Consider the following 26,734-nt stretch of genomic DNA (forward strand, 5'->3'; position numbering starts at 1 on the left):
TTAAGCCTCCGTCTCAGCGGGTTCGTCGAAAAGCGATGGTGTCGGGGTCCCCTGGGCCTTGGTGTTCTTGGCCACTTTCTTGGGCGCAGGCTTAGGCTCCTCGGGTTCGGTGTCTTCCACAACCGGAAGGCTCGCGATGCGCAGACTGTAGTCGTCGCGTCCCCATTCACAGTTCGCTAGCACTGCTTGAGGAATCTTTCGGACCGTTAGGTTTTCGAACTGCTCCGGATTGCCGCTGAACGCCTTGCAGCAAACGAGGAGGTGATGATCAGGCCCCACATCTCGGGAAATAGCTTCGAGCATGCTATGCGTTAGCGCTTGGGCGGTGACGTAGATGAATCCCCGCTCAGTCGAGTAGCCATGCTTCCAGTACTCAGATGCTTCTTGAGATGGAGAATAGGTGTATCCCATGTGTTTGCACATGGACTCTGCAAGCATTGCTTGGTTATAGTCAGAGGAAACGACCCAGTTCCCCCACTTGTCTTTCGTTAGAAGAGATGGCGCGAGCCGAAGGAAGCGGAAACCGCCGCCGCCTGACCAGCCCGAATCCTTTGTTGCTCCCCCGTCGTCTTCTCCGTTGATCACCTTTTTTAGACGCGGAGCAATGTGGGTGACTGCATGATCCCCGAGCTCAACCAGTATCCATCGCCGCCCTAACTTGTGCGCAACAGCCCCGGTCGTCCCAGAACCCGCAAACGAATCTAGGACTATGTCGCCAGGCGAGGAGGCGATCTGGATAATTCGTTCCATTAGCCGTTCAGGTTTGGGTGTTCCGAACGGCTCTCTGTCGGGGAAGAGGGCGAGGATTTCCTTTTTAGCGTCTTCGTTGTCTCCGAACTCACTGGAAGTCCACCACGTAGAGGGAACTAATCCGTCCTCTTCGCCCATGAACTGTTTGATTCGAGGTCTACTATCTCCGCCACGCGGAAAGTAAACGCGGTTCTCCTCTAGCAGCTTGTTGAAGGCTGGTTCTGTTGCACCCCAGCAGCGACCTTTTGGTGGATCAACAACATTACCTGTAGGCGTGGTAATCTTGTACATCTGATTGGGTCGGTAGCCTTGGGCCGTAAATGGAATCGACCGCCACGGCCCTCTTGAGTCGTTATCCGGGTTGCCGAACCCTGCATCGGACGGAGGCAGCTTATTCCTGTAGTTCTTCCATTCAGAGGGAGGACATTTCGCGTACACGAGAATGTGGTCGTGCGATGAACCGATTGCCGCCCGGTTCTCGCGAGAAGCGCGCTTCTGCCAGACGATATTCGCAATGAAGTTCCGCCGCCCAAACACTTCGTCGCACAACACTTTCAGGTAGTGCGCCTCGTTGTCGTCGATGTTGATCCAGATGGAGCCGTTGTCGCTGAGCAACAGCTTTAATATCTCCAACCTGTCCCGCATTAGAGACAGCCACAGGGAATGCTCTACGCCGTCGTCGTAGTGCTCAAAGGCGGAGCCTGTGTTGTACGGAGGGTCAATGTAGATGCAGCGAATTTTTCCTCTGAATTCGGTCTCCAAAGCCTTGAGAGCCAGCAGGTTATCGCCGTGGATCAACATATTGTCGAAAATGTCGCCAGCTTTGCGAGTTGCCGCAAAATGGCTCAATTCGGCACTCTGGACTAGAATGCGCGGCTCCAGTCGAGGGCGCTCCTCTTTTCCAATCCACGTAAGTTCGAGCTTCTGCTTGCGGCTCATGCCACCAAACTCCAGCGAATAGTAAAGACGGGTTCAACCGTAGGGACGAGTTCAAGGTCCGCTTGAGTGCTGTCGAGGATGCCCTCGACTTCAGAGCGGATTGCCTTTCTTCGTTGATAAGTTTCGAGCTTTTGATCGTCGATCAGACCTTCGAGCTTCTTGATCGCCCGCTGCTCCTCGATCTTCTGCTGCGCTGTGAGGTTGGGGTTGGTTCGCAGCGCCTTGCGGCGTTCCTTGACCTCACGCTCCAATTGCTTGATCTCCTCTTCGGCCGCGACCTCAAGATCGTCGGCGTACCGGTCGAGCTTTTCGGTTTCCTCCGACAACCAGCGTTCGTTCTCGCGCGCAGCTTCGTCGATGCGGGCGGCACGGACTTGCGACTCCACGGTTTCGAGTTCGACTGGAGCCGCGCCCGCGACGCCCGTTGTCGCGCCTGGGAGCAGGAACAAGCGGTCTATCAGCTTGCCGTCCAGTGTGCGACCGTCATCGGTGATGGCGGCTGAAATCACGTGCTCGATAGTCTGGCCTGCTGCCCGCAGGCTCAGCTTGCTGACCTTCAACCACCCCGATGCGCCGATAAAGGCTTCCAAGTCGATGAGTCGTCCGCCGCCGTCACTCCGATAAGCGTCGTACCTGAACTCGACGTTGGAAATCGGCAGGTCTCTCGCCTGCGCTCGTTGCACGAGGTCCAGGGCGAGATTGCCGTCTGACAGGCGGAAGAACTGCCATCCCTTGTCGTCGGCGAGGGGCCACTCGGTCGTCCACGTGTTGCCACCGTGCTCAAAGCAGGGACTGCCATTCTCGTGCCGCCAGAAGCGGGCCTCAGGCAGTTCCGATTTGGCAAGCACCAGAAGGCGCTGCTCGAACTCACTCAGCGTGCGGTCAATACTGTCCTTCCGGGTGCGTAGAAGCCGAACGACATCCTCGTCCACATTCAGGAGCAGCTTCTCACGTGCTTCGCGCATGTCCGCCTCGATCTGAGGCTGGAGGCTGCCGGTGAGTTCGTTGAACGCTGCGTCGATCTCGTCCGCTGTGCGGGCGGTCTGCACGATCTCATGCACCCGGCGCTCGAAATCGACGCCGCTTTCGATAGCGCCCAGTACTTCGTCGCTGGCCCCGAACACGCCATCGAAAAGCCGGAATTTCTGATCCAGCAGTTCAAAGACACGCTCTTCGGCACGATTCTTGGTGTTGAGGAGATTTACGACAGTTACGTCGATCTTCTGACCGTACCGGTGGCATCGTCCGATGCGCTGCTCGACGCGTTGCGGGTTCCAAGGCAGGTCGTAGTTCACCAGCAAGGAGCAGAACTGAAGATTGATGCCTTCCGCACCCGACTCTGTGGCGATCAGGATCGTCTTTTCGTCGCGGAACGCCTCCACGATGGCGGCTTTCATGTCAGCCGTCTTGGACCCGGACACCTTGTCGGAGCCTTTGTAGCGCGCCAGCCACTCCGCGTAGATGGTCGCGCTTTCCCGGTCGGTGTTCGCGCCATTCAGCAGGGCGATCTGCCTCGCGAAGCCATTGGCCGCGAGCAGTTCGGCCAAGTAGGTCTGGGTCCGCACGCTCTCGGTGAAGATGACCGCCTTGCGCCTGCCCCCCTTCTCAACGACCGCGTCGAGAAGCACCGGAAGCTCAGCGATGAGGCGCTCCCCCTTTGCGTTCGACTGGATGGAACGCGCTAGGTTGTAATAGCCAAGAAGTTCCTCAATTTCGGCTGCCAGCTTTTGGGGATCAGGCCGCACGGCCACCCCGTCAGCGTCCTCGTCACCAAACGCATTGTCATCAAGGTCGCCCCACTCCTCGACGAGTTCGTCGATGGTGTCCAGATCGGCCAGCGCATCAAGGTCGGCCTCCTGCTGGGCGCGTAGTCGTTCCGCGATCCGCGCGAGGGTTTCGCTGATGGCGTGGCTCGACGAGCCGAGGATTTTCCTCAAGCTCATGGTCACGAGCGCATTGGGCTTTCCGCCCAAATATACCGTGTCGGGGCGTTGCAGGAAAGCCGATACCCGCTCGTAAAGTTCGATCTCTTTCGGATGCGGATCGAACCGAAATGTGACCGGAATGCGGCGGGTGTAGTTGATGTGCCCCGCCTCCTGCACGTTCTTACGCAACGTGCGGCGGCAGATCGGCTCCATGCGCTTGCGCAGGACCATCAACTGACCCCGGTCGGGGCGAGCGCCGCCATAAAGCGTGCGGAAGCTCGCCTCGTCGCCAAACACCTTGTCGTCGATTATCGAAACGAGGCCGAACAACTCCATAATGTTGTTCTGGAGCGGCGTCGCGGTCAGCAGCACCTTGAACGGGTCGCGGAGAGTGTCGCGCAGGCGTTTCGCACGCGCTGACGCGCCCTTCCTGTACACGTTCCGAAGACGGTGCGCTTCGTCGAAGATCACCAAGTCCCACTTGGCAACGGCAAGCTCGTCCGCTTTCAGGGCCGCGAACTCATACGAGGTGACCACGACCACGCCGTCGGCATCGAACGGGCTTCGGTGCCCTGTCTTGACCCGCTCGCGATAGGTCTTCGCTTCCATGATGAGCGAAGGCAGAGAGAACTTCTCCCAGAGTTCCTGGGTCCACTGCTTGCGCAGCGAGGCGGGTACAATCAGCAAGATGCGCCGCTTCCGCTCAGCCCAGCGCTGCGCAATGACAAGGCTGGCTTCGATGGTCTTGCCGAGACCCACCTCGTCAGCCAGGATCACGCCCTTCGAGAGGGGCGAGTGTAAGGCAAATAGCGCGGCGTCCACCTGATGGGGATTCATGTCCACGCGCGCGGTGGACAGAGATTTCGCGAATGCGTCGTCGCTTACCCCCTGAAGCGTGATGCGGCGGGCAAGGTACAGGCTGTGGTACGGAGTGTACGCCGACATTCCTATCCCAGAGCAATTTCCGGTCGCGAATGCCGAACATTCATTCGGCTTTCAGGTTACCCCTTTCTAATTGCATAAAGGGGAGCGTGCAAGCCTTGGTCAGGCGCTGTCTTCGTCCATCTGCATTGCCAGACGACGCCGAAGTGCGGCCAGGAGGCAGAATAGATCCGGACTGGCAGTGACTTGGAGGTGGTCAGCGTCGGCCCGCCCTCGTATGACCAGCCGCAACGCCGATGGAGAAGTCGCGCAGGGCTGTACAAGAATCCCCACCATCCGAGGCTGGTTGGAACCCGCACGGATGCTGGCTCGTTTGTCCGGTTCTCCCCCAGTACAAGAACCACATGATTCCTGACGGGCTTGCCCGAACCGCCGCCGCGTGACCTCCGCATAGGGTAGGAGCAATCACACGGAGGACGGCATGAGGGTCGCCATCTACGCCCGCGTCAGCACCGACCGGAACCAAACCGTCGAGAACCAGCTTCGGGACCTCACCCAGGTCGCCCAGCACCTCGGCTGGACCATCGTCGAAGTGTTCCGGGATGAAGGCATCAGCGGAGCCAAGGGACGCGATCAGCGCCCCGGCTTCGATCGCCTCCTCAAAGGCGTGGCCCGCCGGGAGTTCGACCTGATCGCCGCATGGAGCGTGGATCGCCTGGGCCGGTCCCTCCAGGACCTTGTCGCCTTCCTCGGCGAGATCAACGCGCGCGGCGTCGGCCTCTACCTCCACCAGCAGGGACTGGACACCACCACCCCTGCGGGGCGCGCCATGTTCCAGATGCTGGGCATCTTCTCGGAGTTCGAACGCGCCATGATCCAGGACCGCATCCGGGCGGGCCTCAATCGCGCCCGTGCCGAAGGACGGCGTCTCGGACGTCCCAAGACCAGCGATGCCATCATTGCCCGCATCCGACGGGAACTCGACGCCGGACACGGCATCCACAAGACCGCGAAGCTCGTTGGATGCGGCGTCGGCACGGTGCAGAAGGTGAAGAAGGAGATCGCTGCGACGCCTCTCGCCTGATGCCAAGGTCATCAGGTGAGAGCGTGCCGACCGCCACGACGGTAGGATTCAACACATCGGCTCTGCTTCAAGGCAAACTTGACCAGCGGGCTTGTCGTACCGGATCAACATGAGGCATGTATGACCCTCCTCGGCTCCACCAACCGAAGCAAGCGGCCAACCCGTAGGTGGCTGGATGCTGGCCCAGCCGTGCAGTCCTTCGCGCTACCGCGCTGACCATGAACGCCGAATCCCCTCTTGACCGGTATGACGGGGGATCATCGGACTCTCCGGGGGTGGCGGACCTGACACTGGGGGCGGACGGGACGAATCCGGCCTCTGCGGCGGCGGACGACGCCCCGATCATGCGCGCGGGACCATAGCCGCGCCGGACGGCGCTGCAAAGCCCCTTCGGAAGCCGGTTGCGCGAGGGGCCACCGCCCCAGATGGCGTCACAAAGGTTTCCAAGGACACGGCGCAGTTCCCGGAAAAATCGAAACGGCCGGCAATTCGTCGCGCCTTTATCTTCACCTTGATCTTGCCGAGCCCCCACCGCGCGCACTAATGATGTGCGGTGTGCGCCACGGACGGCAACGCCGGGCGTGGTTCCAGGAGGGCTTCCGTTGTCCGACCCGATCGCCGATTTGATGCGCGAGCCGTCCCGGACTTCGGACGAAAGGCGCCTTTACCGTCTCCAGTTCTTGGCTTCCCTATTTCTGGTTGCGGCCGTGGTGGTGGGCTTGGGCGCCTACTTCATCTGGCAGCACCGGATGGATTTCGAGGCCGACCTGAAGCAGACCGAGGCCCGGTACCTGGAGGAACAGCGCCGGACCCTCCAGGAGGAGTTGGAGAACGCGCGGTCCTACATCGCCTACATGCGGTCGCGCACCGAACCGCTGCTGCGGGCGGAACTGCGCGCCAAGGTGGACGAAGCCTACGGCATCGCCTGGACCATCTACGAGCGCGAGAAGGAGTATCTGCCGGAGGCGTCGATCCGGCAGTCGATCAAGGAGACGCTGCGGCCCCTGCGCTTCTTCGGCGGGCGCGGCTACTACTTCATCGACGGCATGGACGGAAGCTGCGTGCTGCTTCCCATCGACCCGCAGCGGGAAGGCTCATCGCTGCTCGACAACCGGGACGACCAGGGGCGCCCGATCATGCGCAACCTGATCCTCGCGGTGGACGACCCGGACATGCAGGGCTTCACCCGCTACCGCTGGTTTGCGCCGGACAACCCGCACAGCATGTCCGACAAGTTCGCCTATGTCCGCCGATTCGAGCCGTTCGACTGGCTGATCGGCACCGGCGATTACATCGCCGCGGTGGAGGAGAAGATCCAGCACGAGACGCTGGACCGACTGCGCGCCCGGCGCTTCGGCGATTCGGGCTTCATCGCCGTGCTGCGGGAGGACGGGGAGGTGCTGCTCTCGCCGACCTCGCCCGCGGCCGAGGGCATGAACGCCCGCGACCTGCCCTGGGAAAAGGAGCGGGAGCTGGTCACCCGCCTGCTGAGGACCGGGACGCAGGGCGGCGGGGAGGTGCGCTTCGACTGGGTGCATCCGGTGACCGGGCGCCCGGCCCCGAAAGTCGCCTACGCCGGCGCCCCGGACGCCTGGGGCTGGGTCCTGGTCGCGGGCTTCTACGCCGACGACGTCGACACCGTGCTGGAGCAGCGGCGGGCGGAGATCGGCGCCGGCATGAAGAAGCGCATCCTGACCACCGTCGCGGTCCTGGCGCTGGCGCTGGGCGCGTCGGCCTGGGTGTCCTGGCTGGTCACCGGCTGGGTGCGCCGCATCGTGCGCGGCTATCAGTCCAACATGCGGCAGAGCGACAGCATGCTGCGCGAACGGGCGCGGCAGCTCTACCTCGCCAATTTCTTCGTGGACCATGTGTCCGAGATCGTCGTGCTGGCCGACGCGGAACTGCGCATCGCCTACGTCAACCCCTTCGGCTGCGAGGCGCTGGGCGCGTCGCCGGAGGAACTCGTCGGAACCCATGCGGACCTTCTGGAACGCTTCCGCGACGGGGCGGCGGAGACGTCGGCGCATTACGAGTCGGCGCATTACGAGACGGTCTACCACACCCGCGACGGGCGGACGCTGGAGCTGGAGGTGACGGCCAGCCGCGTGACCTACGACGGCGACGCCTACTGTTGCGCCATCGCCCGCGACATCTCGCAGCGCAAGCGCGCGGAGTGGGAGCTGCGCCTGTCCGCCAAGGTGTTCGACAACGCCGCCGAAGGCATGGTCGTCACCAACGAGAAGAACCGCATCGTCGCGGTGAACGACGCCTTCTGCCGCATCACCGGCTACAGCCGCGAGGAGGTGATCGGCGGCGATCCGGCCATGCTCGCCTCCGGCCGCCAGGACGGCGTCTATTACGCCGGCATGTGGGCGAAGCTGAGGGAGGAGGGCCACTGGTCCGGCGAAATCTGGAACAAGCGCAAGTCCGGGGAGGTCTACCCGGAATGGCTCAGCATCCAGGTGGTGCGGAACGAGGCGGGGGAGGCCGTCAACTACATCGCCGCCTTCTCCGACATCACGGAGAAGCGCGCGCAGGAGGAACGCATCCGCCATCTGGCCCAGTACGACTTCCTCACCGATCTGCCGAACCGCTTCCTGCTGCGCGACCGGCTGGAGCGCGCGATGCTGTCCGCCGACCGGCACGGCACGAAGGTGGGCCTGCTGTTCGTCGATCTGGACCGCTTCAAGAACATCAACGACAGCCTGGGGCACGGCGTCGGCGACCGGCTGCTGCGCGCGGTCGGCGAGCGGCTGCTGGAGACGGTGCGGGCCAGCGACACCGTCAGCCGCCAGGGCGGCGACGAGTTCGTCATCCTCGTCAACGACCTGGACAGCACCGACGCGGCCGGCTCCGTGGCCCGCAAGGTGCTGAGCGCCATGACCGTGCCGTTCCCGGTGGACGGGCACGAGCTGGAAATCTCGCCGTCCATCGGCATCGCCGTCTACCCCGATGACGGCAAGACCATCGACGTTCTGCTGAAATGCGCGGACATGGCGATGTACGCCGCCAAGGAGGCGGGCCGCGCCAACCACCAATATTTCACGCCGGAGCTGAACAAGCGGGCGTCGGAGCGGATGTGGCTGGAAAGCAACCTGCGCCACGCTCTGGCCGACAACGAGCTGGAACTGCATTTCCAGCCGCAGTTCGCGGTGGACGGGCGGCGCCTCGTCGGGGCGGAGGGGCTGCTGCGCTGGCGCCGCCGCGACGGCACGATGGTCCCGCCCGGCCAGTTCATCCCGGTGGCCGAGGACACCGGCCTCATCCAGCCCATCGGCGACTGGGTGCTGGGGGAGGCCTGCCGCCGCGCCGCCGACCTGATCGCCCGCGGCCACCCGATCCTGATCGCCATCAACCTGTCGGCGGTGCAGTTGCGCCGCCCCGGCCTGGCCGACCGGGTGGCCTTCTGGCTGGACGCCTACAAGGTGCCGGCCCGCTGCCTGGAGCTGGAGGTGACGGAAAGCATCCTGATGGACGATTCCGACGCGGTGACCGGCACCTTCGCCCGGCTGCGGGAGATGGGGGTGGCGCTGGCCATCGACGATTTCGGCACCGGCTATTCCAGCCTCAGCTATCTGAAGCGCTTCCGCGTGGACAAGCTGAAGATCGACCGGTCCTTCGTGACCAGCCTGACCGACGGGTCCGACGGCGGCGTCATCGCCGAGGCGATCATCGGCATGGCGCGCTCCCTGCGCATGCAGACCCTGGCCGAGGGGGTGGAGACGGAGGAGCAGTTCGGCGGGCTCGCCCGGCTCGGCTGCGATCAGATCCAGGGCTATCTGCTGGGCCGCCCCATGCCCTTCGAGCAGTTCGCCGCCTTCGTCGCCCGTCACGCCGACGCCCCTGAAGCGGTCGGCTGACGGGCGATTCGCAGGCCGTGCGAGGGGGGCTTACGCGCCCAGCACGCTGCGGTCGTTCTTCGCGACCAGCGCCTGGAAGTAGGGGCCGAGCTTGGCGTCGTCGAGGCCGAAGGCCTGCTGGAAGCGCGCGATCAGGTCACGCTCGCCCTGTTCGGCCTCGCCGTCGGCCATGGCGCTGTCGAGCATGTTCAGCAGGATGCACAGCCGCTGCTGCTCGTTGAGGTTCGGCGTGGCGGCGGCCAGGAAGGCGTCGGGCGGGGTGCTGCGGGCATACTTGAAGCAGCGGTCCAACTCCTCCCGCGTCGCGCCGCGGCCCATCACGGACAACAGATGGCCGACCTCCTCCGGGTCCAGCTCGCCGTCCGAACCCATGCAGTAGATCAGCGAGACGGTCAGTGAGCGGCGGGGGGTGAGATCCAGCGGCGCCGATCCCTTGAACATATCGAAAAGACCCATGGTGCTACCCCTATGGTGACGAACGCCGCACATATGGGGGCGCCGGACCGGGCGACAAGATGGGCATGCGGGACAGGGTTGCGGTTACATCAACCCTTGGGCCTTGAAGCTGGTGTGCTTGCCCCGGCCGACGATGACGTGGTCGTGGACCACGATGCCGACGCCGTGGGCCGCGCGCACGATCTCCTTGGTCATCTCCACGTCGGCGCGGCTGGGGGTGGGGTCGCCGGAGGGATGATTGTGGACCAGGATGACGGCGCTGGCCGACAGCTCCAGCGCGCGCTTCACCACTTCGCGCGGGTAGACCGGGGTGTGATCCACCGTGCCGGTCTGCTGCACCTCGTCGGCGATCAGCTTGTTCTTGCGGTCCAGGAACAGCAGGCGGAACTGCTCCATCGGCTGGTGCGCCATCGCGGCGGTGCAGTAGTCCAGCAGCGACTGCCAGTTGGCGAGCACGGGCCGGTCCATCACCTGCTGCCGCATCCCGCGCAGGGCCGCCGCCCCGACCGCCCGCAGCGTGGCGACCGCCTTGTCGGAGGCCAGCGACACCTCCTCCACGCAATAGGTGCGGAGCCTCGCCGGCGGGGCGTTGACGACGGTCCAGAGATCGCCGAAGTCGCGGATCAGAGCCTTCGCCAGCGGCTTCACGTCGCGGCGCGGATTCACCGCGAACAGGATCATCTCCAGCAGCTCGTAATCCTGGAGCGCGTCCGGCCCGCCTTCCAGGAAGCGGGTGTAGAGCCGCTGGCGATGGCCCTTGTAATGGGGTTCGTGGCGGGGCTCCTCCACGCGGGAAGAGGCGGGCGGCTCCAGCCCCGGCAGGTCCCGGACCGCCGCCGCGTCCCCAAGCCCCTTCGCGCTCTTTCGTCCCGCCATCCCGCGTTCCACCGTCCCGGCGCCGTCATGCGATCGTGTGCGCCGGGACTATACCTCCTTCGCGCGAAAATCACACCGTCGCGGTCGCTTCCTCGGCCAGGACGTAGGGGGGCTTGGTGAAGCCGGCGGGGGACAGGGTGAAAATTTCGCAACCGTCCTTGGTCACGCCGATGGAATGCTCGAACTGGGCGGACAGCGACTTGTCCTTGGTCACGGCGGTCCAGCCGTCGCCCAGGATTTTCACGTCGTAGCGCCCGGCGTTGATCATCGGCTCGATGGTGAAGATCATGCCTTCCCGCAGCACCGCGCCCGTGCCGGGGTTGCCGAAATGCAGGACCGACGGCGGCTCGTGGAAGACGCGGCCCAGGCCGTGGCCGCAGAAGTCGCGGACGACCGAATAGCGGTGGCCTTCCGCGAAGGTCTGGATGGCGTGGCCGATGTCGCCCAGCGTGGCGCCCGGCTTCACCTGGGCAATGCCGATCATCAGCGCGTCGTAGGTGACCTCGACCAGCTTCCGCGCCTTCACGCCGACGTCGCCGCACAGATACATGCGGCTGCTGTCGCCGTACCAGCCGTCCAGGATGGGGGTGACGTCGATGTTCAGGATGTCGCCGTTCTGCAGCCGCTTGTCGCCGGGAATGCCGTGGCAGACCACATGGTTGACGGAGATGCAGTTGGCCCGCGGGAAGCCGCGGTAGCCCAGCGGGGCCGGAACGCCGCCATGGTCGCGGATGTACTGCTCCAGCAGCCGGTCCAGCTCGCCGGTGGTGACGCCCGGCTGGACGTAGGGCGTGATGAAGTCGAGCGTGGCCGCGGCCAGCCGTCCGGCCTTGCGCATGCCCTCGAAGTCCTCCGGCCCATGAATCCGGATGCGATGGGAATCGAGGTCGTCGTGGTCCAAGAGAGTCGTCCCTTACAGATCAGGCCTTACAAATCAGGTCCCAGGAAACAGGAATGCGGTCAATCCATGCGGATCGGCAGCGGCCGCTCCAGCTCGATCGCCTGCGGCGTGATCCTACAGGACCAGCACAGCGCTTCCACCCCCGATTCGAGCGCCCGGCGCAATCCCGCGGCGTAGGCGGGGTCGATGTCGGCGGCGACTCGGAAGTAGGCGCAATCGGCGCGCTGCACAAGATAGACCATGACGGCCCGCGCGCCTTGGCGCACCATCTCCGCCATCTCCACCAGATGCTTGGCCCCGCGGGCGGTCACGCAGTCCGGGAACTCCGCGGCCAGCCCGTCGCCAAGCCCGGGGCGGCGCAGGTGGACGTTCTTGACCTCCACATAGGCCGGCGGGCGCCCGTCGTCCTCCAGCAGGATGTCGATGCGGGAGTTGCGCCCGTACTTCACCTCGCGCCGCAGCCGGGCGTAGCCGGCCAGTTCCGGGATGGCGCCCGCGCCGATGGCGGCGGCGACCAGCCCGTTGGGGTGCGACGTGTTGACGCCGACGAGACAGGGGGTGCCGGGATCGTCGAGCGCCTCCACCAACTCCAGCGTGTGGGCGAGCTTGCGCTTGGGGTTGTCCGACCGCGACAGCCAGACGGCGGAACCTGGGGCGTCCAGCCCGATCATGCTGCCCGAATTCGGCACATGAGCGGTGATCAGGGCGCCGTCGAGGTCGACATCCGCGAGGAAGCGCTTGTAGCGGCGGACGAGGCGGCCTTGCCGAAGGGGGGTGGGGAAGAGCATCTTGAGCCCTACGTTAAAGCGCACCCCCTCCGTCCGGCAAGCCCGCCGGTCCAGCCGCTCACGCCCCAATCGAGAACGGAGCCGACTCCGCATGTCCACGCCCTCCATCGCCGCCACCACGCCGAACCCGACCGCCGCCGTCCTCATCATCGGCAACGAGATCCTGTCGGGCCGCACCAAGGACGCCAACCTGCCGTACATCGCGGAGAAGCTGGCCGGAATCGGCATCCGCCTGCGCGAGGCGCGCGTCGTCCCCGACCTGGAGGAGGAGATCATCGCGGCGCTGGACGCCCTGCGCGGACGCTACGGCCATGTCTTCACCACGGGCGGCATCGGCCCGACCCACGACGACATCACCTCGGCCTGCGTCGCCAAGGCCTTCGGCGTTCCGCTGGAACGCAACGCGGAGGCCGTCGCCCGGCTGGAGCGCCATTACGGCGACCCGTCGAAGCTGAACGAGGCGCGGCTGCGCATGGCCAACATCCCGGCGGGCGCCACCCTGATCGACAACCCCATCAGCGCCGCGCCGGGATTCCGGATCGGCAACGTCTATGTGATGGCGGGCGTGCCCAACATCATGCAGGCGATGCTGGACGGCATCCTGCCGCAGTTGGAAGGCGGACCGGAATTGCACGCCCGCACGGTCGCCTGCGCGCTGGCCGAGGGGCAGATCGCCGCCGATCTGGGGGCGCTGCAGGACCGCTATCCGGACCTGGAGATCGGCAGCTATCCGTATTTCCGGAACGGCTTCTTCGGCGTCAGCCTCGTGTTGCGGGGCACCGACGAGACCCGCGTGTCGGCGGCCACGGAGGAACTGGCGGGCATCGTCCTGCGCTTGGGCGGTACGCCGAACGTCACGGTGGGAACCAAAGGCTAGGGGGATTTCTACGACGCTAAGCCATGCAAGGTCATATTGTCGCCGCCGCGGGCAATTCTATGTTGATGAGTGGGACGTGTTGGCCATGAAAAGTCGCGCCATGAAACCCTTTGAAAAAGCGGCGATCCTGTTCTTGCTGAAACACCTTGCATCCGGCGTGGCCGGGGCTGTCGTTCTGGCGACGGGACTCTTGATTTTCGATGTCGCCAATCTGGCGACCCTGATCGGAAGCAGCGATCATGGCATCGTCGCCACGTTCATGCTGTACGCCAGCCTCATCCTCACCTTCGGCAGCGTGGCGATGGGCATCGGCATCATGACCCTGAACGAGGACACGCGGCCCTGAACCACACGCGGCCCTGAACCGCCCTGGCGAAGGCCGGGGGGTGGGGTTGATGGCGGGACGTGTGCGGACTGCTCAGAACGGCCCGAAGGCGTCGTACGCCCAGACCAGCGCCAGGATGGCGGCGATCCAGACCGCCGCATAGGGCAGCCAGGTTCCACGGTTGCGCCTCAAGACGCCGGGAACGATCAGCAAGGCGATCATCAGCAGACTCACCAGGCCCAGCCAATTGATCGATTCCAAACTCACCTCCGTTGAACGCCAGGGTTGCGGGGGATTTTTGCGTGTCCTACGCCCGAAACGCGCTGCATCCTTGACCAAACGCCCGCCGATTGTCTAAGTCAATCCGGCGGAACGGCAGGCTGCATACACTGATATGCAACTCCGGCGGGCGGGGGCAACCCGTTCTCCGAACCGATCCGCCGATGGTGCGCGGGCGTGGCGGAATCGGTAGACGCAAGGGACTTAAAATCCCTCGCCTTTTGGTATGCGGGTTCGAGTCCCGCCGCCCGCACCACACATTCAACAGTCATGACGTTCCCGGTCCCGCACGTTTCCTTCGGCCAAGCCGAAGGCAGGCCGACGGCCATGGACCCGCTTTCGAGAGGCCGGGGCCTTTGCATTCCGCCTGTATTCGCAGATGCGACATGCCGGCTTCCCGCCACCCTGAACAATAAAGCGCTCCGGGAAACGGCTTCTCCAAATAGAGGCGCCAACAATCGTCTGCCCAATTTGTCATCAAATGGTGCGCCGACCTTTCCTCCGGCAAGCGGAGTTGATATTCACTCGCAATGTCAGTGGCGGGTCTGGTGCGGTATCGACGAATTTGTTCTGCGGATTACCGCCCAGCCGGTTGCCAACACATCGCAATTCGGGCATGGTCATTCCAGAAGCATCGCAATCCGATAAACAAACCGCTGGAGGCAGGACGTGAAGGGCGATCCGCAGGTCATTACCCATCTGAACAAGATCCTGACCAACGAACTGACGGCGATCAATCAGTACTTCCTGCATGCCCGCATGCTGAAGAACTGGGGCCTGAAGCGCATTGCGCACAAGATCTACGAAGAATCCATCGACGAGATGAAGCACGCCGACAAGGTGATCGAGCGCATCCTGTTCCTGGAAGGTCTCCCGAACCTTCAGGACCTGGGCAAGCTGATGATCGGCGAGGACGTGCCGGAGATTCTCGGCAACGATCTGAAGGTCGAGCACAAGGCTCGCGCCGACCTGATCGACGCCATCACGCTGTGCGAGCAGGTTCGCGACTACGAGACCCGCGCGCAGCTCACCGTGCTGCTCGACGATACCGAAGAGCACATCGATTGGATCGAGACGCAGCTCGACCTGATTCAGCGCGTGGGCGTCGTCGCCTACCAACAGGAGCAGATCTACGGCGAGAGCTGAGCCTTCCGAGGCCGGTCGAGGGGGTGTGGCTTTTGGGCCGCGCCCCCGACGCCTTTTGCGTTGCGCGGGGGGCGCGGCGCGGGCGTGGCAACGCCTTGTTAACCATGTTGGCGTAGCTTGCGGGTTTCCGCTTCAGTTTGTACGGGAACCGCCATCATGCTCTCCATCATGTCCCTGCAGGTTGACGATCTGACGCCGGAGGAAAACGCCGCCGTCGCGCGCGCTTATCTTGCGGCGCTGGACAGCAGCGATCTGGATCAGGGCGATCATGACAACGCCTTCGAACGGGCGCTGGAGACGCTGCGCGGTTATCGTCCCGGCCTGCCGCCGAACGTCGCCGCGGCGGAGCTTGAGCTTCTGCTGGCTTCCCTGCCGGCGACCGTCTCCGTTCCGCAGGAATCCGCCCTGGCGTGAGGCGCGCCCGGCGCCGCATCCTCGGCCCATGAAAAAGGCCCGCTCCGGTTCGCCGGGGCGGGCCTTTTCGTTGGCTGGCAGGGAATGGCGGCCGGGGTTGGCCGATCACGGGCCGTTGGTCAAAGGCCGCCGGTCAAAGGCCCGTCTGGGGCTTGCCGGTGTCCGCCGTCTTGGTCACGCCGGGGTCGATGAGGGGCTGAAGGGCCGGGGCGATGCTCTTCAGAAGCTGGGCGGGCAGGGCGCTGGTGAAGCGGTAGTTGTCGGCTTCCGGCCCCTGGACGAAGGCGGTCATGGTGCCGAAGAAGCGGTCGCCGATATAGAAGGCGAAGGTCGCCGTCCGGTTCACCGCCCGCGACTCGATCAGGTGCCCGCCGGGGCCGTAGCGGTCCAGCCGGTGGTCGCCCGTGCCGGTCTTGCCGCCGATCGGGATGATCTCACCCGACGAGTCGCGGAAGGAGCCCCAGACGCGCTTGGCCGTCCCGTTCTGCGCCACGTCGGTCAGCGCCTTGCGCAGGGTGGCCGCCACCTCCGCCTTCATCACGCGCTGGCCGCGCATCTCGCCCAGCCCCACGATGGCTTCGTAGGGGGTGCCGGCGGCGAAGTGCAGCTTGCGCACGCGCACGGTCGGCTGGCGCACGCCGTCGTTCTGGATGATGCCCACCAGTTCCGCCAGGGCGGCGGGGCGGTCGGCGGAGCTGCCGATGGCGGTGGCGAAGGACGGCACCAGCGTTTCGAAGGGATAGCCGAGCTTGCGCCACTGCTCGGTGATGCGCTGGAAGGCTTCCTCCTCCAGCCCGATGCGGATGCGGGTGTTCTGCGCCGACTGCCCCTTCTTGAACAGCCAGCGGTAGCTTTCCTGGCGCTCCTGCACGCTGGCCTCCAGCACCTCATGCCGCTTGGCGTCGGGGCGCTTCTGCAGGTAGGAGACCAGCCACAGCTCCAGCGGATGGACGCGGGCCAGATAGCCGAGGTCGTTCAGCGGGAACTTGTCCGGCCCGTACTTGCCGTAGAGCGCCGCGATGTCGCCGTCGTCCAGCTTGGCGTCGGGCAGGCGGGCGCGCAGGAAGGCGCCGAACTCCTTCAGCCCGGCTTGCGGACGGACGGTGCGGAAGATGACGGACAGGCGGTGCGGCATGGGGCGCGACCGGCTGGCCAGCATGTTCAGCATCGCGTCCGGCGTGTGCTTGCGGTAGCTGTTGTAGAAGCGGTTCAGGAAGTCGCTGCCTTCCTTGTCGGCGAAGCGGGCCAGATAGGCCTGGCGGGCGGGATGGTCGGGGTTGTGCAGGATGTCCGTGCTGTCGTCGCCGCCTTCGGCCATGTAGAACTGCACGATGTCGCGCATCATGCGGATGAAGGGCAGGTTGACCGAATGGCGCAGCGACTCGGTCACGGTCAGGATGCTGCCGTTGTCCTTGCTGTTGAAGTTCACGAAGCTGTGCAGCCCGCCGCCGGTGAAGAAGGCCTCGCCGGGGTTCGCCGAATAGCGGCGCTCCATGGCCGCGTCCAGCATGGCGCCGAGTCCGCGGTTGCCGGAGGTCGCCAGCCAGCTCGCCGCCCAGCGCGTCAGGTTGTCGGACGCCTCCTCCTGCACGTCGGCGAGGAAGTCCTTGGGCAGATGGGCGTAGCGGGTGTGCAGTTCCGCCACGATCTCCAGATAGGTGGCCAGCGTGCGCAGCTTCGCCGTGGAACCGAGGTCGAGCTTGGCGCCCTCGTTGATGTCCAGCGGCTGGTCGAGGTTGTCGGCCTGGACGCGCAGGTAGTTGGCGTCCGTTCCCCGCTCGTACAGCGTGACGGAGTAGATGACCTTGGACAGGTCGTTGCCCTTCACGTCCAGCAGCCGTTCGCCGGTCAGCCCCATCTGGGCGGCGAAGGCCGGGTCGCCCAGCTTCGCCAGCACCTCCACCACCCGCTGCTGCGCGGGGGCGTCGAGCGTCGATTCGGCGGTCAGGTCGATGCGGTCGAGCTGGTAGAGGCTGGGCACGCCGAGCATGGACAGAAGCCGCGCGCGGATGGCGTTGGGGGCCTTCTGCTCGACGAAATTGGCGGTCTGGGCCTGGGGCGGGTCCTCCCGGAACTTCAGCGTCAGGCCCAGAGCGGCGTCGCGCAGCGCCGTGTCGATCACGCCCGCGTTGTGCAGCACGCGCAGGTGGCTGTCGGCCAGCCGCTCCAGCGCCTGCCGGTCCTGGATCAGGTAATAGGAGGGACGGCGCTGGGCCAGCAGAAGGCTCAGCACCTGCTTGTAGGCCAGCGCCTTCACTTGCAGGGCGCGGGCGTCGGCGGGCTCCTCCGACAGCACCTTCTCCGCGATGGCGAGGTCGGTGCCGAACCAGGCCCACAGCCCGTCGCCCAGCCCGTTCACCTCGCCGAAGCCGGGCCGTCCCGTCAAGGGGGTGGAGTTCAGGTAGTCGATCAGGATGCGGCGGCGGTGGGCGCCGGTGTCCTCGCCGTCCAGGTAGGCGCGCGTGCTGGCCGAGATCATCTGGCGCAGCTTCTCCGTGGCGCCGCTGGTCTGGCCGTCCGGGGAGTGGCGGTACTTCTCGATCTGGGTCGCCAGGGTGGAGCCGCCGGGGGAGCGCTGGCCCGGCTTGATCCACTGCACCGGCAGCATCGCCACGGCGCCGGCGAAACGGTCCCATTCCACGGCGGGGTTGCGGCGCGGCTCGTCCTCGTTCAGCAGTTCACGGTTCTCGATGAACAGCAGCGTGTTGGCAACCAGCGGCGGCACGTCCTCGAACTTGGCGAAGACCCGCTCGGGATAGCGGGCGGAGAACAGCGCGGTGCCGTTGCGGTCCAGCAGGGTCAGGCCGGCGCGCGTCTTCTCGTGGTAGATCGGGAAGCCGCCCGCGGCCATGAAGCGGTCGAGCGTGGGCGACAGATGCGCCTGCATCTCCACCGCATACATGTCCGACGTCAGCGAACGCAGGTAGCCGGGCAGCCCGACATAGCCCATCCGCTCGTTGTAGGGACCCTGGGTGGGATGGCGCGCGGCGGGGTTCGGCCCCTCGCGCAGCGTGTAGGTCATGTCCTTGGCGTAGTCGGCGAGCAGGCGGGCCTGCAACCGCGACGTGCGGATCTCCTCCTGCGCCAGAAGGGCGCCGCCCCCCAGCGTCGCCGCCAGCGTCACACCCCAGATCGCACGCCGCAACCACAACCGTGTCATGTCCGGCTCCAGCCATGACCGCGGGCGACACCCGCGAATTGGTTAAAATGCTTGGCAAAAAGGCCAAGCGATATGGCCGGAATGTAGAGGCGCCTTGGTTAACAACCGGTGTAATCCCCTGTCCGGGAGGGGTGCGATCCGGCCTCGAAATCGGTGTAACTCAAATTCGCAGGAAGCCGTGGCGGCGCAGCCACAAATGCTCCCCTCGGTTGTGTGGTTAATGTGTGTGACCGGGGCGCCGCCGGCAAGACCGTTAACGTCGAGCCGGCGGCGGAGAAGGAGCGGGCGTCAGGCGCCCAGCAACTCCTTCGCCTTGGCGGCCAGATCGGACAGAGGAACTTCGACCTGCTCACCCTTCACCAGATGCTTCAGCGTCGCCGTGCCGCGCGCCTTCTCGTCGGAGCCCATCAGGACGACCAGCGGGATGCCCGCCTTGTCGGCGTACTTCATCTGCTTGGCGAGCTTGCCGCCGTCGAGCTGGATTTCGGTGTTGATGCCCGCGGCCCGCAGCGCCGTCGCCAGACCGTAGTAGTCGGCGGACAGGGCCGGGTCCATCTGGGTCACCAGGACCTGGGCGGTGGCGCCGCCGTCCTTGATGATGCCGGCTTCCATCAACTGGTAGAACAGCCGCGTCGCGCCGATGGAGATGCCGACGCCCGGCAGCTTCGACTTGGTGTAGTGGCTGGCGAGGTTGTCGTAGCGCCCGCCGGAGCACACGCTGCCGATGCCCGGATGGTCGTTCAGGAAGGTCTCGTAGACCGTGCCGGTGTAGTAGTCGAGCCCGCGCGCGATGGCGAGGTTGATGCGCACGATGCCGTCCGGCACCTGGAAGGCCTTCAGCCCCTCGACGACGGTGGTCAGTTCCGACACGCCTTGGCGGAAGGTCTCGTTGTCGATTCCCAGCGCGTTGAGAGCAGCGAGCGTCTCCTCGTTCGTGCCCTTGGCGTCGATCAGGGACAGGATCGTCTCCGCCGCCTCCGTGGTCATGCCGAGGCCGGTCAGGCTGTCGCGCACCTTGTCGCGGCCGATCTTGTCCAGCTTGTCGATCTCGCGCAGGACCAGGACGCGCTTCTCCGCGTCGTCCACGCCCAGCCCGTCCAGCAGGCCCAGCAGGACCTTGCGGTTGTTCACGTTGATCGTGAAGCCGCCGAAGTCCAGCTCGCGGAAGACGTGGTAGATGACCGCCGGGATCTCCGCGTCGTAGTGCGGGGACAGGCTGTCCTTGCCGATCACGTCGATGTCGCACTGGTAAAATTCGCGGAAGCGCCCGCGCTGCGCCCGCTCCCCGCGGTAGACGCGCTGGATCTGGTAGCGGCGGAAGGGGAAGGCGAGGTCGCGCTCATGCTCCGCCACGTAGCGGGCGAGCGGGACGGTCAGGTCGAAGCGCAGCGCGATGTCCGGCTTGTTCCCCTGCTGGAGGGCGCCGGTGGACTGCACGAAATAGACCTGCTTCTCCGTCTCGCCGCCGGACTTGGTCAGCAGGGTGTCCACCGTCTCGAACACCGGGGTTTCCACCGGCACGAAGCCGAACCGCTCGTAGCCGCGGCGGATGGTGTCGAGAAGACGCTGGAAGGCGACCTGCTGGCGCGGCAGCAGTTCCATCGTTCCGGGTGGGGTGCGGGGGGTAATGAGGCTCATCGGCGCGGGTCCGGCTTCGAATGTCCCTGGGGAATCGGCTAGGGTTCTAGCGGCTTTCACCGGTCCCGTCATCCATGCAGTGGCCGGTTACCGTTGAGCGGGGGGCCGTAAGGGGCTAGAACTCCGGCGATCCTCCCCCTTCCGCGCCCGGAGCCGCCATGCCCACCGACCGTCTCGTCCTTCGCCGTCCCGACGACTGGCATGTGCACCTGCGCGACGGCGCCATGCTGAAGGCGGTGCTGCCCTTCACCGCCCGCCAGTTCGGCCGCGCCATCATCATGCCGAACCTGAAGCCGCCGGTGACGAGGACCGCCGACGCCGTGGCCTATCGGGAGCGCATCCTGGCGGCCCTGCCGGAGGGCCACTCCTTCACGCCGCTGATGACCGCCTATCTGACGGACGGCACCGACGCCGACGATCTGGCCGAGGGCTTCGAGGACGGCGTCTTCGCCGCGGCGAAGCTCTATCCGGCCAACGCCACCACCAACAGCGCCCATGGCGTGACCGACCTCGGCAAGATCGCGCCGGTGCTGGAGCGCATGGCGGAGGTCGGCATGCCGTTGCTGATCCATGGCGAGGTGACCGACGCGGACGTGGACATCTTCGACCGCGAGGCCGTCTTCATCGAGCGCACCCTCGCTCCGCTGCTGGAGCGCTACAAGGCGCTGCGCGTGGTTCTGGAGCACGCGACCACAGCGGAGGCCGTGGCCTTCGTGCGCGAACACGCGGCTTCGGGCCGGGTGGGGGCGACCATCACGGCGCACCATCTGCTGATCAACCGCAGCCACCTGTTCGCCGGGGGCATCCGCCCGCACCTCTACTGCCTGCCCATCGCCAAGTGCGAGACGCACCGCGTGGCCCTGGTCGAGGCCGCGACGTCGGGCGAGGGTCCGTTCTTCCTGGGCACCGACACCGCCCCGCACGCGGTGACCGCGAAGGAGAGCGCCTGCGGCTGCGCCGGCTGCTTCACCGCCGCCAACGCCCTGGAACTCTACGCCGAAGCCTTCGAGGAGGCGGGCGCGCTGGACAAGCTGGAAGCCTTCGCCAGCCTGAACGGCCCGCGCTTCTACGGCCTGCCGGCCAACGAGGACAAGGTGGTTCTGGAGCGCTCCCCCTCCACCGCGCCGGACATCGTCCTGACCGCCGACGGCGAGGCCGTTCTGCCCTTCCGCAGCGGCGAGGCGACCCGCTGGACCTTCGCCGGGGCCGCCTGAGGTCAGTCCCCGGCGCCCGGAAGGGCGTCGGACAGGGCCGGGAGCGGAGCCCGGCCCGCCGCCGTGTCGAGCTGTCCATCCAGCGCCCGACGCAGGGCGGCGACCTCCTCGCGAAGGCTCCGCAGCTCCTCGACCACATGGTGGGATTCGCTGAGGATGGCGTCCCCGACCTCCTTGGTTTCCTGGTCGTGCAGGGATTGCAGAGCGTTCACGATCACCGCGACGAACAGGTTCAGCATCGTGAAGGTGGCGGCCAGGATGAAGGGAAGGAAGAAGGTCCAGGCGTAGGGATAGACCTCCATCACCGGGCGCACGATGCCCATCGACCAGCTTTCCAGCGTCATGATCTGGAACAGCGAATAGAGCGACGCGCCAAGCGTGCCGAACCACTCCGGGAAGTCCGCGCCGAACAGTTTCGTCGCCATCACCCCGGCCACATAGAACAGCAGGCATTGCAGAAGGACGATCATCGCCAGTCCGGGCAGCGAGGACACCAGGGCGTGGACGATCATCCGCAGCCGCGGCATGACGGTGATGAGGCGGAAGATGCGCAGCACGCGCAGGGTGCGCAAAACCGTGAAGCCGGGGCTGACCGGGGCCAGCGCGACCATGACCACCACGAAATCGAACAGGTTCCATCCGTCGCGGAAGAAGGAGCGTCCGCGGCAGGCGATGCGCACGGCCAGTTCCACGGCGAAGACGGCAAGGATCGCGCTGTCGAGCGCGCCGAGCAGCGGCCCGATGGCGTCGGACACGGTGGGGGACGTGTCCAGCCCCAGCACGGTCGCGTTCAGCAGGATCAGCCCGAAGATGGCCTTCTGGCCCCGCTCGCTTTCGATCCAGGTTGCAGCCTGCACCAACGGGCCGGTCGAGGCGGCGCGCTGCTCCATATCCTTTCCCTCCAGTATCGCCGGGTTATCGTGCGGCGCGGCACCACTATAGGTGATGCGGGGAGGGCGGTTGCGGTGGAAATGCCCGGGACGGGGCGCATCTGACTCCAGTCCGGTGCTCCGGAATGGAGCAAATCCACCTTGAGGCCGATGGATTAGAACAGGCTTCCCTGGGTGGGCGGACGGTTCGGCTTCTTCGGCTCCGCTTTCGGTCTGGCAGGTCTGGGCTTCGGCTCCGGCGCGGCGGCGGGCGGGGCCTCCACGAGTGGCCCGCCGTCCACCGTCGCGGCGGCCCGGCCGTCGGCGAAGACCAGCGACACCGCCAGTCCCGGCGTGGCCTGGGCGGCGCTGGTCAGCGGCTTGCCGTCGCCGGATTGCACCAGGGCGAAGCCGCGCTCCAGGACGCCCTTGTAAGAATAGCTTTCCAGAAGCTGCCCCACCGCCGTCAGCTTCGCCGCGCGCTCCTCCACCGCCTTGCCGTAGCTGCGGTCCAGCCGGGGCGTCAGGTCGGACAGGCGGCGGCTGCCGTCGCCGAACTTCACCCGGATCGGGCCGAGCGTCAGACGCCCGCTCACCCGCTCATATTGACCCCGCGCGGCGACGACGGCGTGGCGCAGCGCGCCGTCCAGCGCGCGGGACTCTGACGCCAGCCGCTGCCCGGCCTCCGCCAGCTTCTCGCGCGGGTGGCGCAGCGTGGCGCCCAGCTCGTTCAGGCGGGTGCGGCGGCGGTCGAGCAGGGCGGCGGCGGCCAGCGTCAGCCGCTCCGCCCGGTCGTCCAGCCGCTGGGCATGGCTTTCCAGCAACGCGCGCGGGTCGCCCAGCCCGCGGGCCAGCCCTTCCACCCGCGTCCGCCGCTCGGCCAGCAGGCGGGTGGCGGCGCCGACCATGCGCCGTTCGTCGTCCAGCACCTGGGCCAGCAACTCCGCCCGCACCGGCACGGCCATCTCCGCCGCCGCGGTGGGGGTGGGGGCGCGGCGGTCGGACGCGAAGTCGATCAGGGTGGTGTCCGTCTCGTGCCCGACCGCGGAGATCAGCGGGATGCGGCTGGCCGCCGCCGCGCGGACCACATTCTCCTCGTTGAAGGCCATCAGGTCCTCCAGCGAGCCGCCGCCGCGCGCCACGATCAGCAGGTCCGGGCGCGGCACCGGGCCGCCGGGCGCGATGCGGTTGAAGCCCTCGATCGCCGCGGTGACCTCCGCCGCCGCCCGCTCTCCCTGAACGGCGACCGGCCAGAGCAGGACCCGGCGCGGAAAGCGGTCGTGCAGCCGGTGCAGGATGTCGCGGATGACCGCCCCGGTGGGGGAGGTGACGACGCCGATCACGTCGGGCAGGAAGGGGATGGGCTTCTTGCGCTCCGCGTCGAACAGCCCCTCCGCCGCGAGGCGCTTCTTGCGCTCCTCCAGCATCTTCAGGAGCGCGCCCTCGCCGGCCAGCTCCATCGACTCGATGATGAGCTGGTATTGCGAGCGGCCCGGGTAGGTCGTCATGCGCCCGGTGACGATGACCTCCAGCCCCTCCGCCGGCTGGATGGCCAGCTTCGACGCGGTGCCGCGCCAGCACACCGCCTCGATCACCGCCGTGTCGTCCTTCAGGCGGAGGTAGCAGTGGCCGGAGCTGTGCCGCTTGGGCTGGGAGATCTCGCCGCGCACGCGGACGAAGCCGAACTCCTCCTCGATGCTGCGCTTCAGGCGCCGGGCGAGATCGCCCACCGAGAATTCGGGCAGGTTCGAACCGGGGCGCGGTTCGGGGGCGATCAGAGGCGAGGTCATATCAAGGTCTTGAGTCATGGCGGCACCATGATACAAGGCGCGGTGTCGGCAACAAGCGTGGAAGGACGGGGTGCCATGAATGTCCTGGTGGTCGGGTCGGGTGGGCGCGAACATGCGCTGTGCTGGGCCATTCAGAACTCGCCGCTGTGCGACACGCTCTACTGCGCGCCGGGCAACGCCGGCATCGCGGACGTGGCCGAATGCGTCGCCATCGGCGCGGAGGATGTGGACGCCCTGGTCCACTTCGCCCAGGACAAGGCCATCGACTTCGTGGTCGTCGGGCCGGAAGGGCCCCTGGTGCTGGGCCTCGTGGACAAGCTGACCGCCATCGGCATCAAGGCCTTCGGCCCCAGCGCGGCGGCGGCGGAGCTTGAGGGCTCCAAGGGCTTCATGAAGGACATCCTGGCCAAGTACGGCGTGCCGACCGCCGCCTATGGCCGCTTCAAGGATGTCGAGGCCGCCAAGGATTTCGTGCGCCAGAACGGCGCTCCCATCGTGGTCAAGGCCGACGGGCTGGCCGCCGGCAAGGGCGTGACCGTCGCCCGCACCCAGGAGGAAGCCTTCGCCGCCATCGACGAGGCTCTGGTCGAAGGCCGCTTCGGCGCCGCCGGGGCCGAGGTGGTGGTCGAGGAATTCCTGGACGGCGAGGAGGTCAGCTTCTTCGCCCTGTGCGACGGCGAGTCGGCCCTGCCGCTGGCGTCGGCCCAGGACCACAAGGCGGTGGGCGACGGCGACACCGGTCCGAACACCGGCGGCATGGGCGCCTATTCCCCGGCCCCGGCGCTGACCCCCGACCTCCAGGCCCGCGTGATGCGCGAGATCGTCGAGCCGACCGTCAAGGGCATGGCGGCGGAGGGGCGTCCCTTCAAGGGCGTGCTGTTCGCCGGCCTGATGATCGTGAAGGACGCCGATGGAAATCCGGTGCCGAAGACGCTGGAATTCAACGTCCGCTTCGGCGACCCGGAATGCCAGACGCTGATGATGCGCCTGAAGTCCGACGCGCTGGCCGCCTTGATCGCGGCGGCGGACGGCCAGTTGAAGCACATCGACCTGCGCTGGTACGACGAGACGGCCCTGTGCGTCGTCATGGCCGCCAACGGCTACCCCGGCGATTACGTGAAGAACACGGAGATCAAGGGCTTCGACGCCGCCAACGCGGTGGAGGGCGTGACCGTCTTCCACGCCGGCACGAAGCTGGCGGACGATGGGCGGGTGCTGTCCACCGGCGGGCGAGTCCTGGGCGTGACCGCCAAGGCCCCGACCGTGGCCGAGGCGCAGAAGCGCGCCTATCAGGGCGTGGATGCGCTGGACTGGCCGGACGGCTTCTGCCGCCGCGACATCGGCTGGCGCGCGGTGGGGCGCTGACGGGGCCCCGCTTTGACGCTATATAGATAAGGATGGCGACGGCGCTCCAACTGCCGGCTGGCGTTTCAGCCGAAGACATCAAGGCCCTGGCATCCCGTTATGGAGCCAGGAACTTGCGTGTCTTCGGTTCTCGTGCGTTGGGGCGGGCGCGCCCCGACAGCGATCTGGACCTTCTGGTGGAATTGGAACCGGGGCGGGATCTGTTCGATCTGATCGAGTTGAAGCACGCTTTGGAGGAACGGACAGGCGCCGCCGTTGACGTGGTGACCGAGGGCGGACTGTCGCCTTACATGCGCGAAGGCATTCTTCAAACGGCGCGATCCCTGTGAACGGTGACCGTGCCTATCTGGAGCATATTCGCGAGTCGATCCGACGTGTGATGGAGTACACGGCAACCGGGCGCGACGACTTTTTCGCCCGCACGCTCCTTCAGGACGGTGTCATCCGCAATCTGGAGATCATCGGCGAAGCGACGAAGAAGCTGTCGCCGGAACTGCGGTCGCGATATCCCGATTTGCCATGGAAGAATATGGCGGCGTTGCGCGATGTGCTGATCCACAACTACCTGGGTGTCGATCTGAGCATCGTGTGGGACGTGGTTGTGCACCGGCTTCCGGGTGTGGACCGCCGGATCGCGGACATCCTAGGCGACTTTGAAGAAGACCCTACCGCCGCCCCCTGAAGAACCCCCTCAGCATCTCCCCCGCCCGCGTCTCGTCGATGCCGCCGTAGACGTCCGGGGCGTGGTGGCAGGTGGGCTGGTGGTAGAAGCGGGGGCCGTGCTCCACACCGCCGCCCTTGGGGTCGTAGGCGCCGAAATAGACCCGCCGCAGCCGGGCGAAGCTGATCGCCGCCGCGCACAGCGCGCAGGGCTCCAGGGTCACATACAGGTCCAGACCCGGCAGGCGCGGCTCGCCGAGCGCTGTGCAGGCGGCGCGGATCGCCAGGACCTCGGCGTGGGCGGTGGGGTCGTTCAATTCCTCCGTCCGGTTGCCGGCGCGGGCTAGCACGGCGCCGGTCGCCGGATCGACCACGACCGCGCCCACAGGCACCTCTCCGCGGGAAGCGGCGGCTTCGGCCTCCTGGAAGGCGATGTCCATGGGGGAGGGGGGGCGGCTCATGCGGGGCACCCTGCCCGGCGGTCCCTGTTTTCGTCAAGCGGCGGAACGCCCTCCGGTGTTGTTAAGCATCGGACG

At 66.2% G+C, this 26,734-nt stretch carries 22 protein-coding genes and 1 tRNA gene; 11 read left to right on the top strand and 12 right to left on the bottom strand.

Going from position 1 to position 26,734, the window contains the following annotated elements; all coding sequences use genetic code 11:
- The gene (locus DS843_RS27535) at window positions 1–1,689 is read right to left on the bottom strand and encodes a site-specific DNA-methyltransferase (RefSeq protein WP_149472022.1); all 1,689 of its coding nucleotides are present in this window, start codon (window positions 1,687–1,689) and stop codon (window positions 1–3) included.
- Window positions 1,686–4,559, bottom strand: coding sequence for an SNF2-related protein (locus DS843_RS27540; protein WP_149472023.1), 2,874 nt, complete (start codon window positions 4,557–4,559; stop codon window positions 1,686–1,688). Before DS843_RS27540 ends, DS843_RS27535 begins: the two co-directional genes overlap by 4 nt.
- 418 nt (window positions 4,560–4,977) lie before the next feature.
- Here DS843_RS27540 and DS843_RS27545 point away from each other — a divergent pair, with 418 nt between their 5' ends.
- Window positions 4,978–5,580 (top strand): recombinase family protein, encoded by a 603-nt coding sequence (locus DS843_RS27545; protein WP_149472024.1) that lies wholly within the window; start codon window positions 4,978–4,980, stop codon window positions 5,578–5,580.
- A 707-nt stretch (window positions 5,581–6,287) separates the two neighbouring features.
- Complete coding sequence (locus DS843_RS27550; protein ID WP_286192360.1) at window positions 6,288–9,440, top strand: bifunctional diguanylate cyclase/phosphodiesterase; 3,153 nt, start codon at window positions 6,288–6,290, stop codon at window positions 9,438–9,440.
- 30 nt (window positions 9,441–9,470) lie between these two features.
- Here the strand turns inward: DS843_RS27550 and DS843_RS27555 are convergent, their stop codons facing one another.
- From DS843_RS27555 to sfsA, 4 genes are all read right to left on the bottom strand, one after another.
- The gene (locus DS843_RS27555) at window positions 9,471–9,896 is read right to left on the bottom strand and encodes a tellurite resistance TerB family protein (RefSeq protein ID WP_149472026.1); all 426 of its coding nucleotides are present in this window, start codon (window positions 9,894–9,896) and stop codon (window positions 9,471–9,473) included.
- An 84-nt stretch (window positions 9,897–9,980) separates the two neighbouring features.
- Complete coding sequence (radC, locus tag DS843_RS27560; RefSeq protein ID WP_149472027.1) at window positions 9,981–10,772, bottom strand: RadC family protein; 792 nt, start codon at window positions 10,770–10,772, stop codon at window positions 9,981–9,983.
- A gap of 70 nt (window positions 10,773–10,842) precedes the next feature.
- A complete protein-coding gene (gene map / locus DS843_RS27565) occupies window positions 10,843–11,673 on the bottom strand; it encodes a type I methionyl aminopeptidase (protein WP_149472028.1) in 831 nt (276 codons plus the stop codon).
- A 59-nt stretch (window positions 11,674–11,732) separates the two neighbouring features.
- Entirely contained in the window at window positions 11,733–12,461 is a 729-nt protein-coding gene (gene sfsA / locus DS843_RS27570; protein WP_149472029.1) for a DNA/RNA nuclease SfsA, read from the bottom strand.
- 91 nt (window positions 12,462–12,552) lie between these two features.
- Here sfsA and DS843_RS27575 point away from each other — a divergent pair, with 91 nt between their 5' ends.
- Window positions 12,553–13,338, top strand: coding sequence for a competence/damage-inducible protein A (locus tag DS843_RS27575; protein WP_149472030.1), 786 nt, complete (start codon window positions 12,553–12,555; stop codon window positions 13,336–13,338).
- A gap of 85 nt (window positions 13,339–13,423) precedes the next feature.
- Entirely contained in the window at window positions 13,424–13,684 is a 261-nt protein-coding gene (locus DS843_RS27580) for a hypothetical protein (protein WP_286192361.1), read from the top strand.
- 72 nt (window positions 13,685–13,756) lie between these two features.
- Here the strand turns inward: DS843_RS27580 and DS843_RS31430 are convergent, their stop codons facing one another.
- Window positions 13,757–13,924 (bottom strand): hypothetical protein, encoded by a 168-nt coding sequence (locus tag DS843_RS31430; protein ID WP_167525492.1) that lies wholly within the window; start codon window positions 13,922–13,924, stop codon window positions 13,757–13,759.
- 189 nt (window positions 13,925–14,113) lie between these two features.
- Here DS843_RS31430 and DS843_RS27585 point away from each other — a divergent pair.
- The 3 genes from DS843_RS27585 (at window position 14,114) to DS843_RS27595 (ending at window position 15,502) form a co-directional block, all read left to right on the top strand.
- Window positions 14,114–14,198: transfer RNA gene (locus DS843_RS27585), tRNA-Leu, on the top strand.
- A gap of 413 nt (window positions 14,199–14,611) precedes the next feature.
- A complete protein-coding gene (gene bfr, locus DS843_RS27590) occupies window positions 14,612–15,088 on the top strand; it encodes a bacterioferritin (protein WP_149472031.1) in 477 nt (158 codons plus the stop codon).
- Window positions 15,089–15,244: 156 nt separating this feature from the next.
- Complete coding sequence (locus DS843_RS27595; RefSeq protein ID WP_149472032.1) at window positions 15,245–15,502, top strand: hypothetical protein; 258 nt, start codon at window positions 15,245–15,247, stop codon at window positions 15,500–15,502.
- Between the two features lie 133 nt (window positions 15,503–15,635).
- Here DS843_RS27595 and DS843_RS27600 read toward each other — a convergent pair whose 3' ends face one another.
- Together DS843_RS27600 and hisS are read right to left on the bottom strand one after the other, a co-directional pair.
- The gene (locus tag DS843_RS27600; RefSeq protein WP_149472033.1) at window positions 15,636–18,662 is read right to left on the bottom strand and encodes a transglycosylase domain-containing protein; all 3,027 of its coding nucleotides are present in this window, start codon (window positions 18,660–18,662) and stop codon (window positions 15,636–15,638) included.
- A gap of 288 nt (window positions 18,663–18,950) precedes the next feature.
- Window positions 18,951–20,300: a histidine--tRNA ligase gene (hisS, locus tag DS843_RS27605; RefSeq protein ID WP_149472034.1), complete on the bottom strand. Its 1,350-nt coding sequence runs from the start codon at window positions 20,298–20,300 to the stop codon at window positions 18,951–18,953.
- A 158-nt stretch (window positions 20,301–20,458) separates the two neighbouring features.
- On the opposite strand from hisS, the gene pyrC reads away from it, so the two are divergent.
- Window positions 20,459–21,514 carry a dihydroorotase gene (pyrC, locus tag DS843_RS27610; protein ID WP_149472035.1) on the top strand — a complete coding sequence of 352 codons (1,056 nt, stop codon included), beginning with the start codon at window positions 20,459–20,461 and terminating at the stop codon, window positions 21,512–21,514.
- Between the two features lie 2 nt (window positions 21,515–21,516).
- On the opposite strand, the gene DS843_RS27615 is transcribed toward pyrC, so the two are convergent.
- Together DS843_RS27615 and xseA are read right to left on the bottom strand one after the other, a co-directional pair.
- The gene (locus tag DS843_RS27615) at window positions 21,517–22,404 is read right to left on the bottom strand and encodes an ion transporter (RefSeq protein ID WP_149472036.1); all 888 of its coding nucleotides are present in this window, start codon (window positions 22,402–22,404) and stop codon (window positions 21,517–21,519) included.
- 155 nt (window positions 22,405–22,559) lie between these two features.
- Window positions 22,560–24,173, bottom strand: a complete 1,614-nt coding sequence (gene xseA / locus DS843_RS27620) for an exodeoxyribonuclease VII large subunit (RefSeq protein WP_149472037.1) — start codon at window positions 24,171–24,173, stop codon at window positions 22,560–22,562.
- 75 nt (window positions 24,174–24,248) lie between these two features.
- Here xseA and purD point away from each other — a divergent pair, with 75 nt between their 5' ends.
- The 3 genes from purD to DS843_RS27635 are packed head-to-tail and all read left to right on the top strand — an operon-like array spanning window position 24,249 to window position 26,220.
- Window positions 24,249–25,538, top strand: coding sequence for a phosphoribosylamine--glycine ligase (purD, locus tag DS843_RS27625; protein ID WP_149472038.1), 1,290 nt, complete (start codon window positions 24,249–24,251; stop codon window positions 25,536–25,538).
- Window positions 25,539–25,570: 32 nt separating this feature from the next.
- Entirely contained in the window at window positions 25,571–25,867 is a 297-nt protein-coding gene (locus DS843_RS27630) for a nucleotidyltransferase family protein (RefSeq protein ID WP_149472039.1), read from the top strand.
- A complete protein-coding gene (locus DS843_RS27635; RefSeq protein ID WP_149472040.1) occupies window positions 25,864–26,220 on the top strand; it encodes a HepT-like ribonuclease domain-containing protein in 357 nt (118 codons plus the stop codon). Before DS843_RS27630 ends, DS843_RS27635 begins: the two co-directional genes overlap by 4 nt.
- On the opposite strand, the gene DS843_RS27640 is transcribed toward DS843_RS27635, so the two are convergent.
- Window positions 26,204–26,659 (bottom strand): nucleoside deaminase, encoded by a 456-nt coding sequence (locus DS843_RS27640; protein ID WP_149472041.1) that lies wholly within the window; start codon window positions 26,657–26,659, stop codon window positions 26,204–26,206. The genes DS843_RS27635 and DS843_RS27640 overlap by 17 nt on opposite strands.
- Window positions 26,660–26,734 lie beyond the last annotated feature (75 nt).

The sequence above is a fragment of the Roseomonas genomospecies 6 genome (genome assembly GCF_008365375.1).
Taxonomy (GTDB): Bacteria; Pseudomonadota; Alphaproteobacteria; order Azospirillales; family Azospirillaceae; genus Azospirillum.

Coding starts and splice junctions, on each gene's coding strand:
- DS843_RS27640 (WP_149472041.1), bottom strand. CDS start 26,659: ATGAGCCGCCCCCCCTCCCCCATGGACATCGCCTTCCAGGAGGCCGAA.
- xseA (WP_149472037.1), bottom strand. CDS start 24,173: ATGACCTCGCCTCTGATCGCCCCCGAACCGCGCCCCGGTTCGAACCTG.
- DS843_RS27595 (WP_149472032.1), top strand. CDS start 15,245: ATGCTCTCCATCATGTCCCTGCAGGTTGACGATCTGACGCCGGAGGAA.
- hisS (WP_149472034.1), bottom strand. CDS start 20,300: ATGAGCCTCATTACCCCCCGCACCCCACCCGGAACGATGGAACTGCTG.
- DS843_RS27535 (WP_149472022.1), bottom strand. CDS start 1,689: ATGAGCCGCAAGCAGAAGCTCGAACTTACGTGGATTGGAAAAGAGGAG.
- DS843_RS27575 (WP_149472030.1), top strand. CDS start 12,553: ATGTCCACGCCCTCCATCGCCGCCACCACGCCGAACCCGACCGCCGCC.
- DS843_RS27540 (WP_149472023.1), bottom strand. CDS start 4,559: ATGTCGGCGTACACTCCGTACCACAGCCTGTACCTTGCCCGCCGCATC.
- radC (WP_149472027.1), bottom strand. CDS start 10,772: ATGGCGGGACGAAAGAGCGCGAAGGGGCTTGGGGACGCGGCGGCGGTC.
- DS843_RS27545 (WP_149472024.1), top strand. CDS start 4,978: ATGAGGGTCGCCATCTACGCCCGCGTCAGCACCGACCGGAACCAAACC.
- sfsA (WP_149472029.1), bottom strand. CDS start 12,461: ATGCTCTTCCCCACCCCCCTTCGGCAAGGCCGCCTCGTCCGCCGCTAC.
- purD (WP_149472038.1), top strand. CDS start 24,249: ATGAATGTCCTGGTGGTCGGGTCGGGTGGGCGCGAACATGCGCTGTGC.
- DS843_RS27580 (WP_286192361.1), top strand. CDS start 13,424: ATGAAAAGTCGCGCCATGAAACCCTTTGAAAAAGCGGCGATCCTGTTC.
- DS843_RS27615 (WP_149472036.1), bottom strand. CDS start 22,404: ATGGAGCAGCGCGCCGCCTCGACCGGCCCGTTGGTGCAGGCTGCAACC.
- DS843_RS27630 (WP_149472039.1), top strand. CDS start 25,571: ATGGCGACGGCGCTCCAACTGCCGGCTGGCGTTTCAGCCGAAGACATC.
- DS843_RS27600 (WP_149472033.1), bottom strand. CDS start 18,662: ATGACACGGTTGTGGTTGCGGCGTGCGATCTGGGGTGTGACGCTGGCG.
- pyrC (WP_149472035.1), top strand. CDS start 20,459: ATGCCCACCGACCGTCTCGTCCTTCGCCGTCCCGACGACTGGCATGTG.
- DS843_RS27555 (WP_149472026.1), bottom strand. CDS start 9,896: ATGGGTCTTTTCGATATGTTCAAGGGATCGGCGCCGCTGGATCTCACC.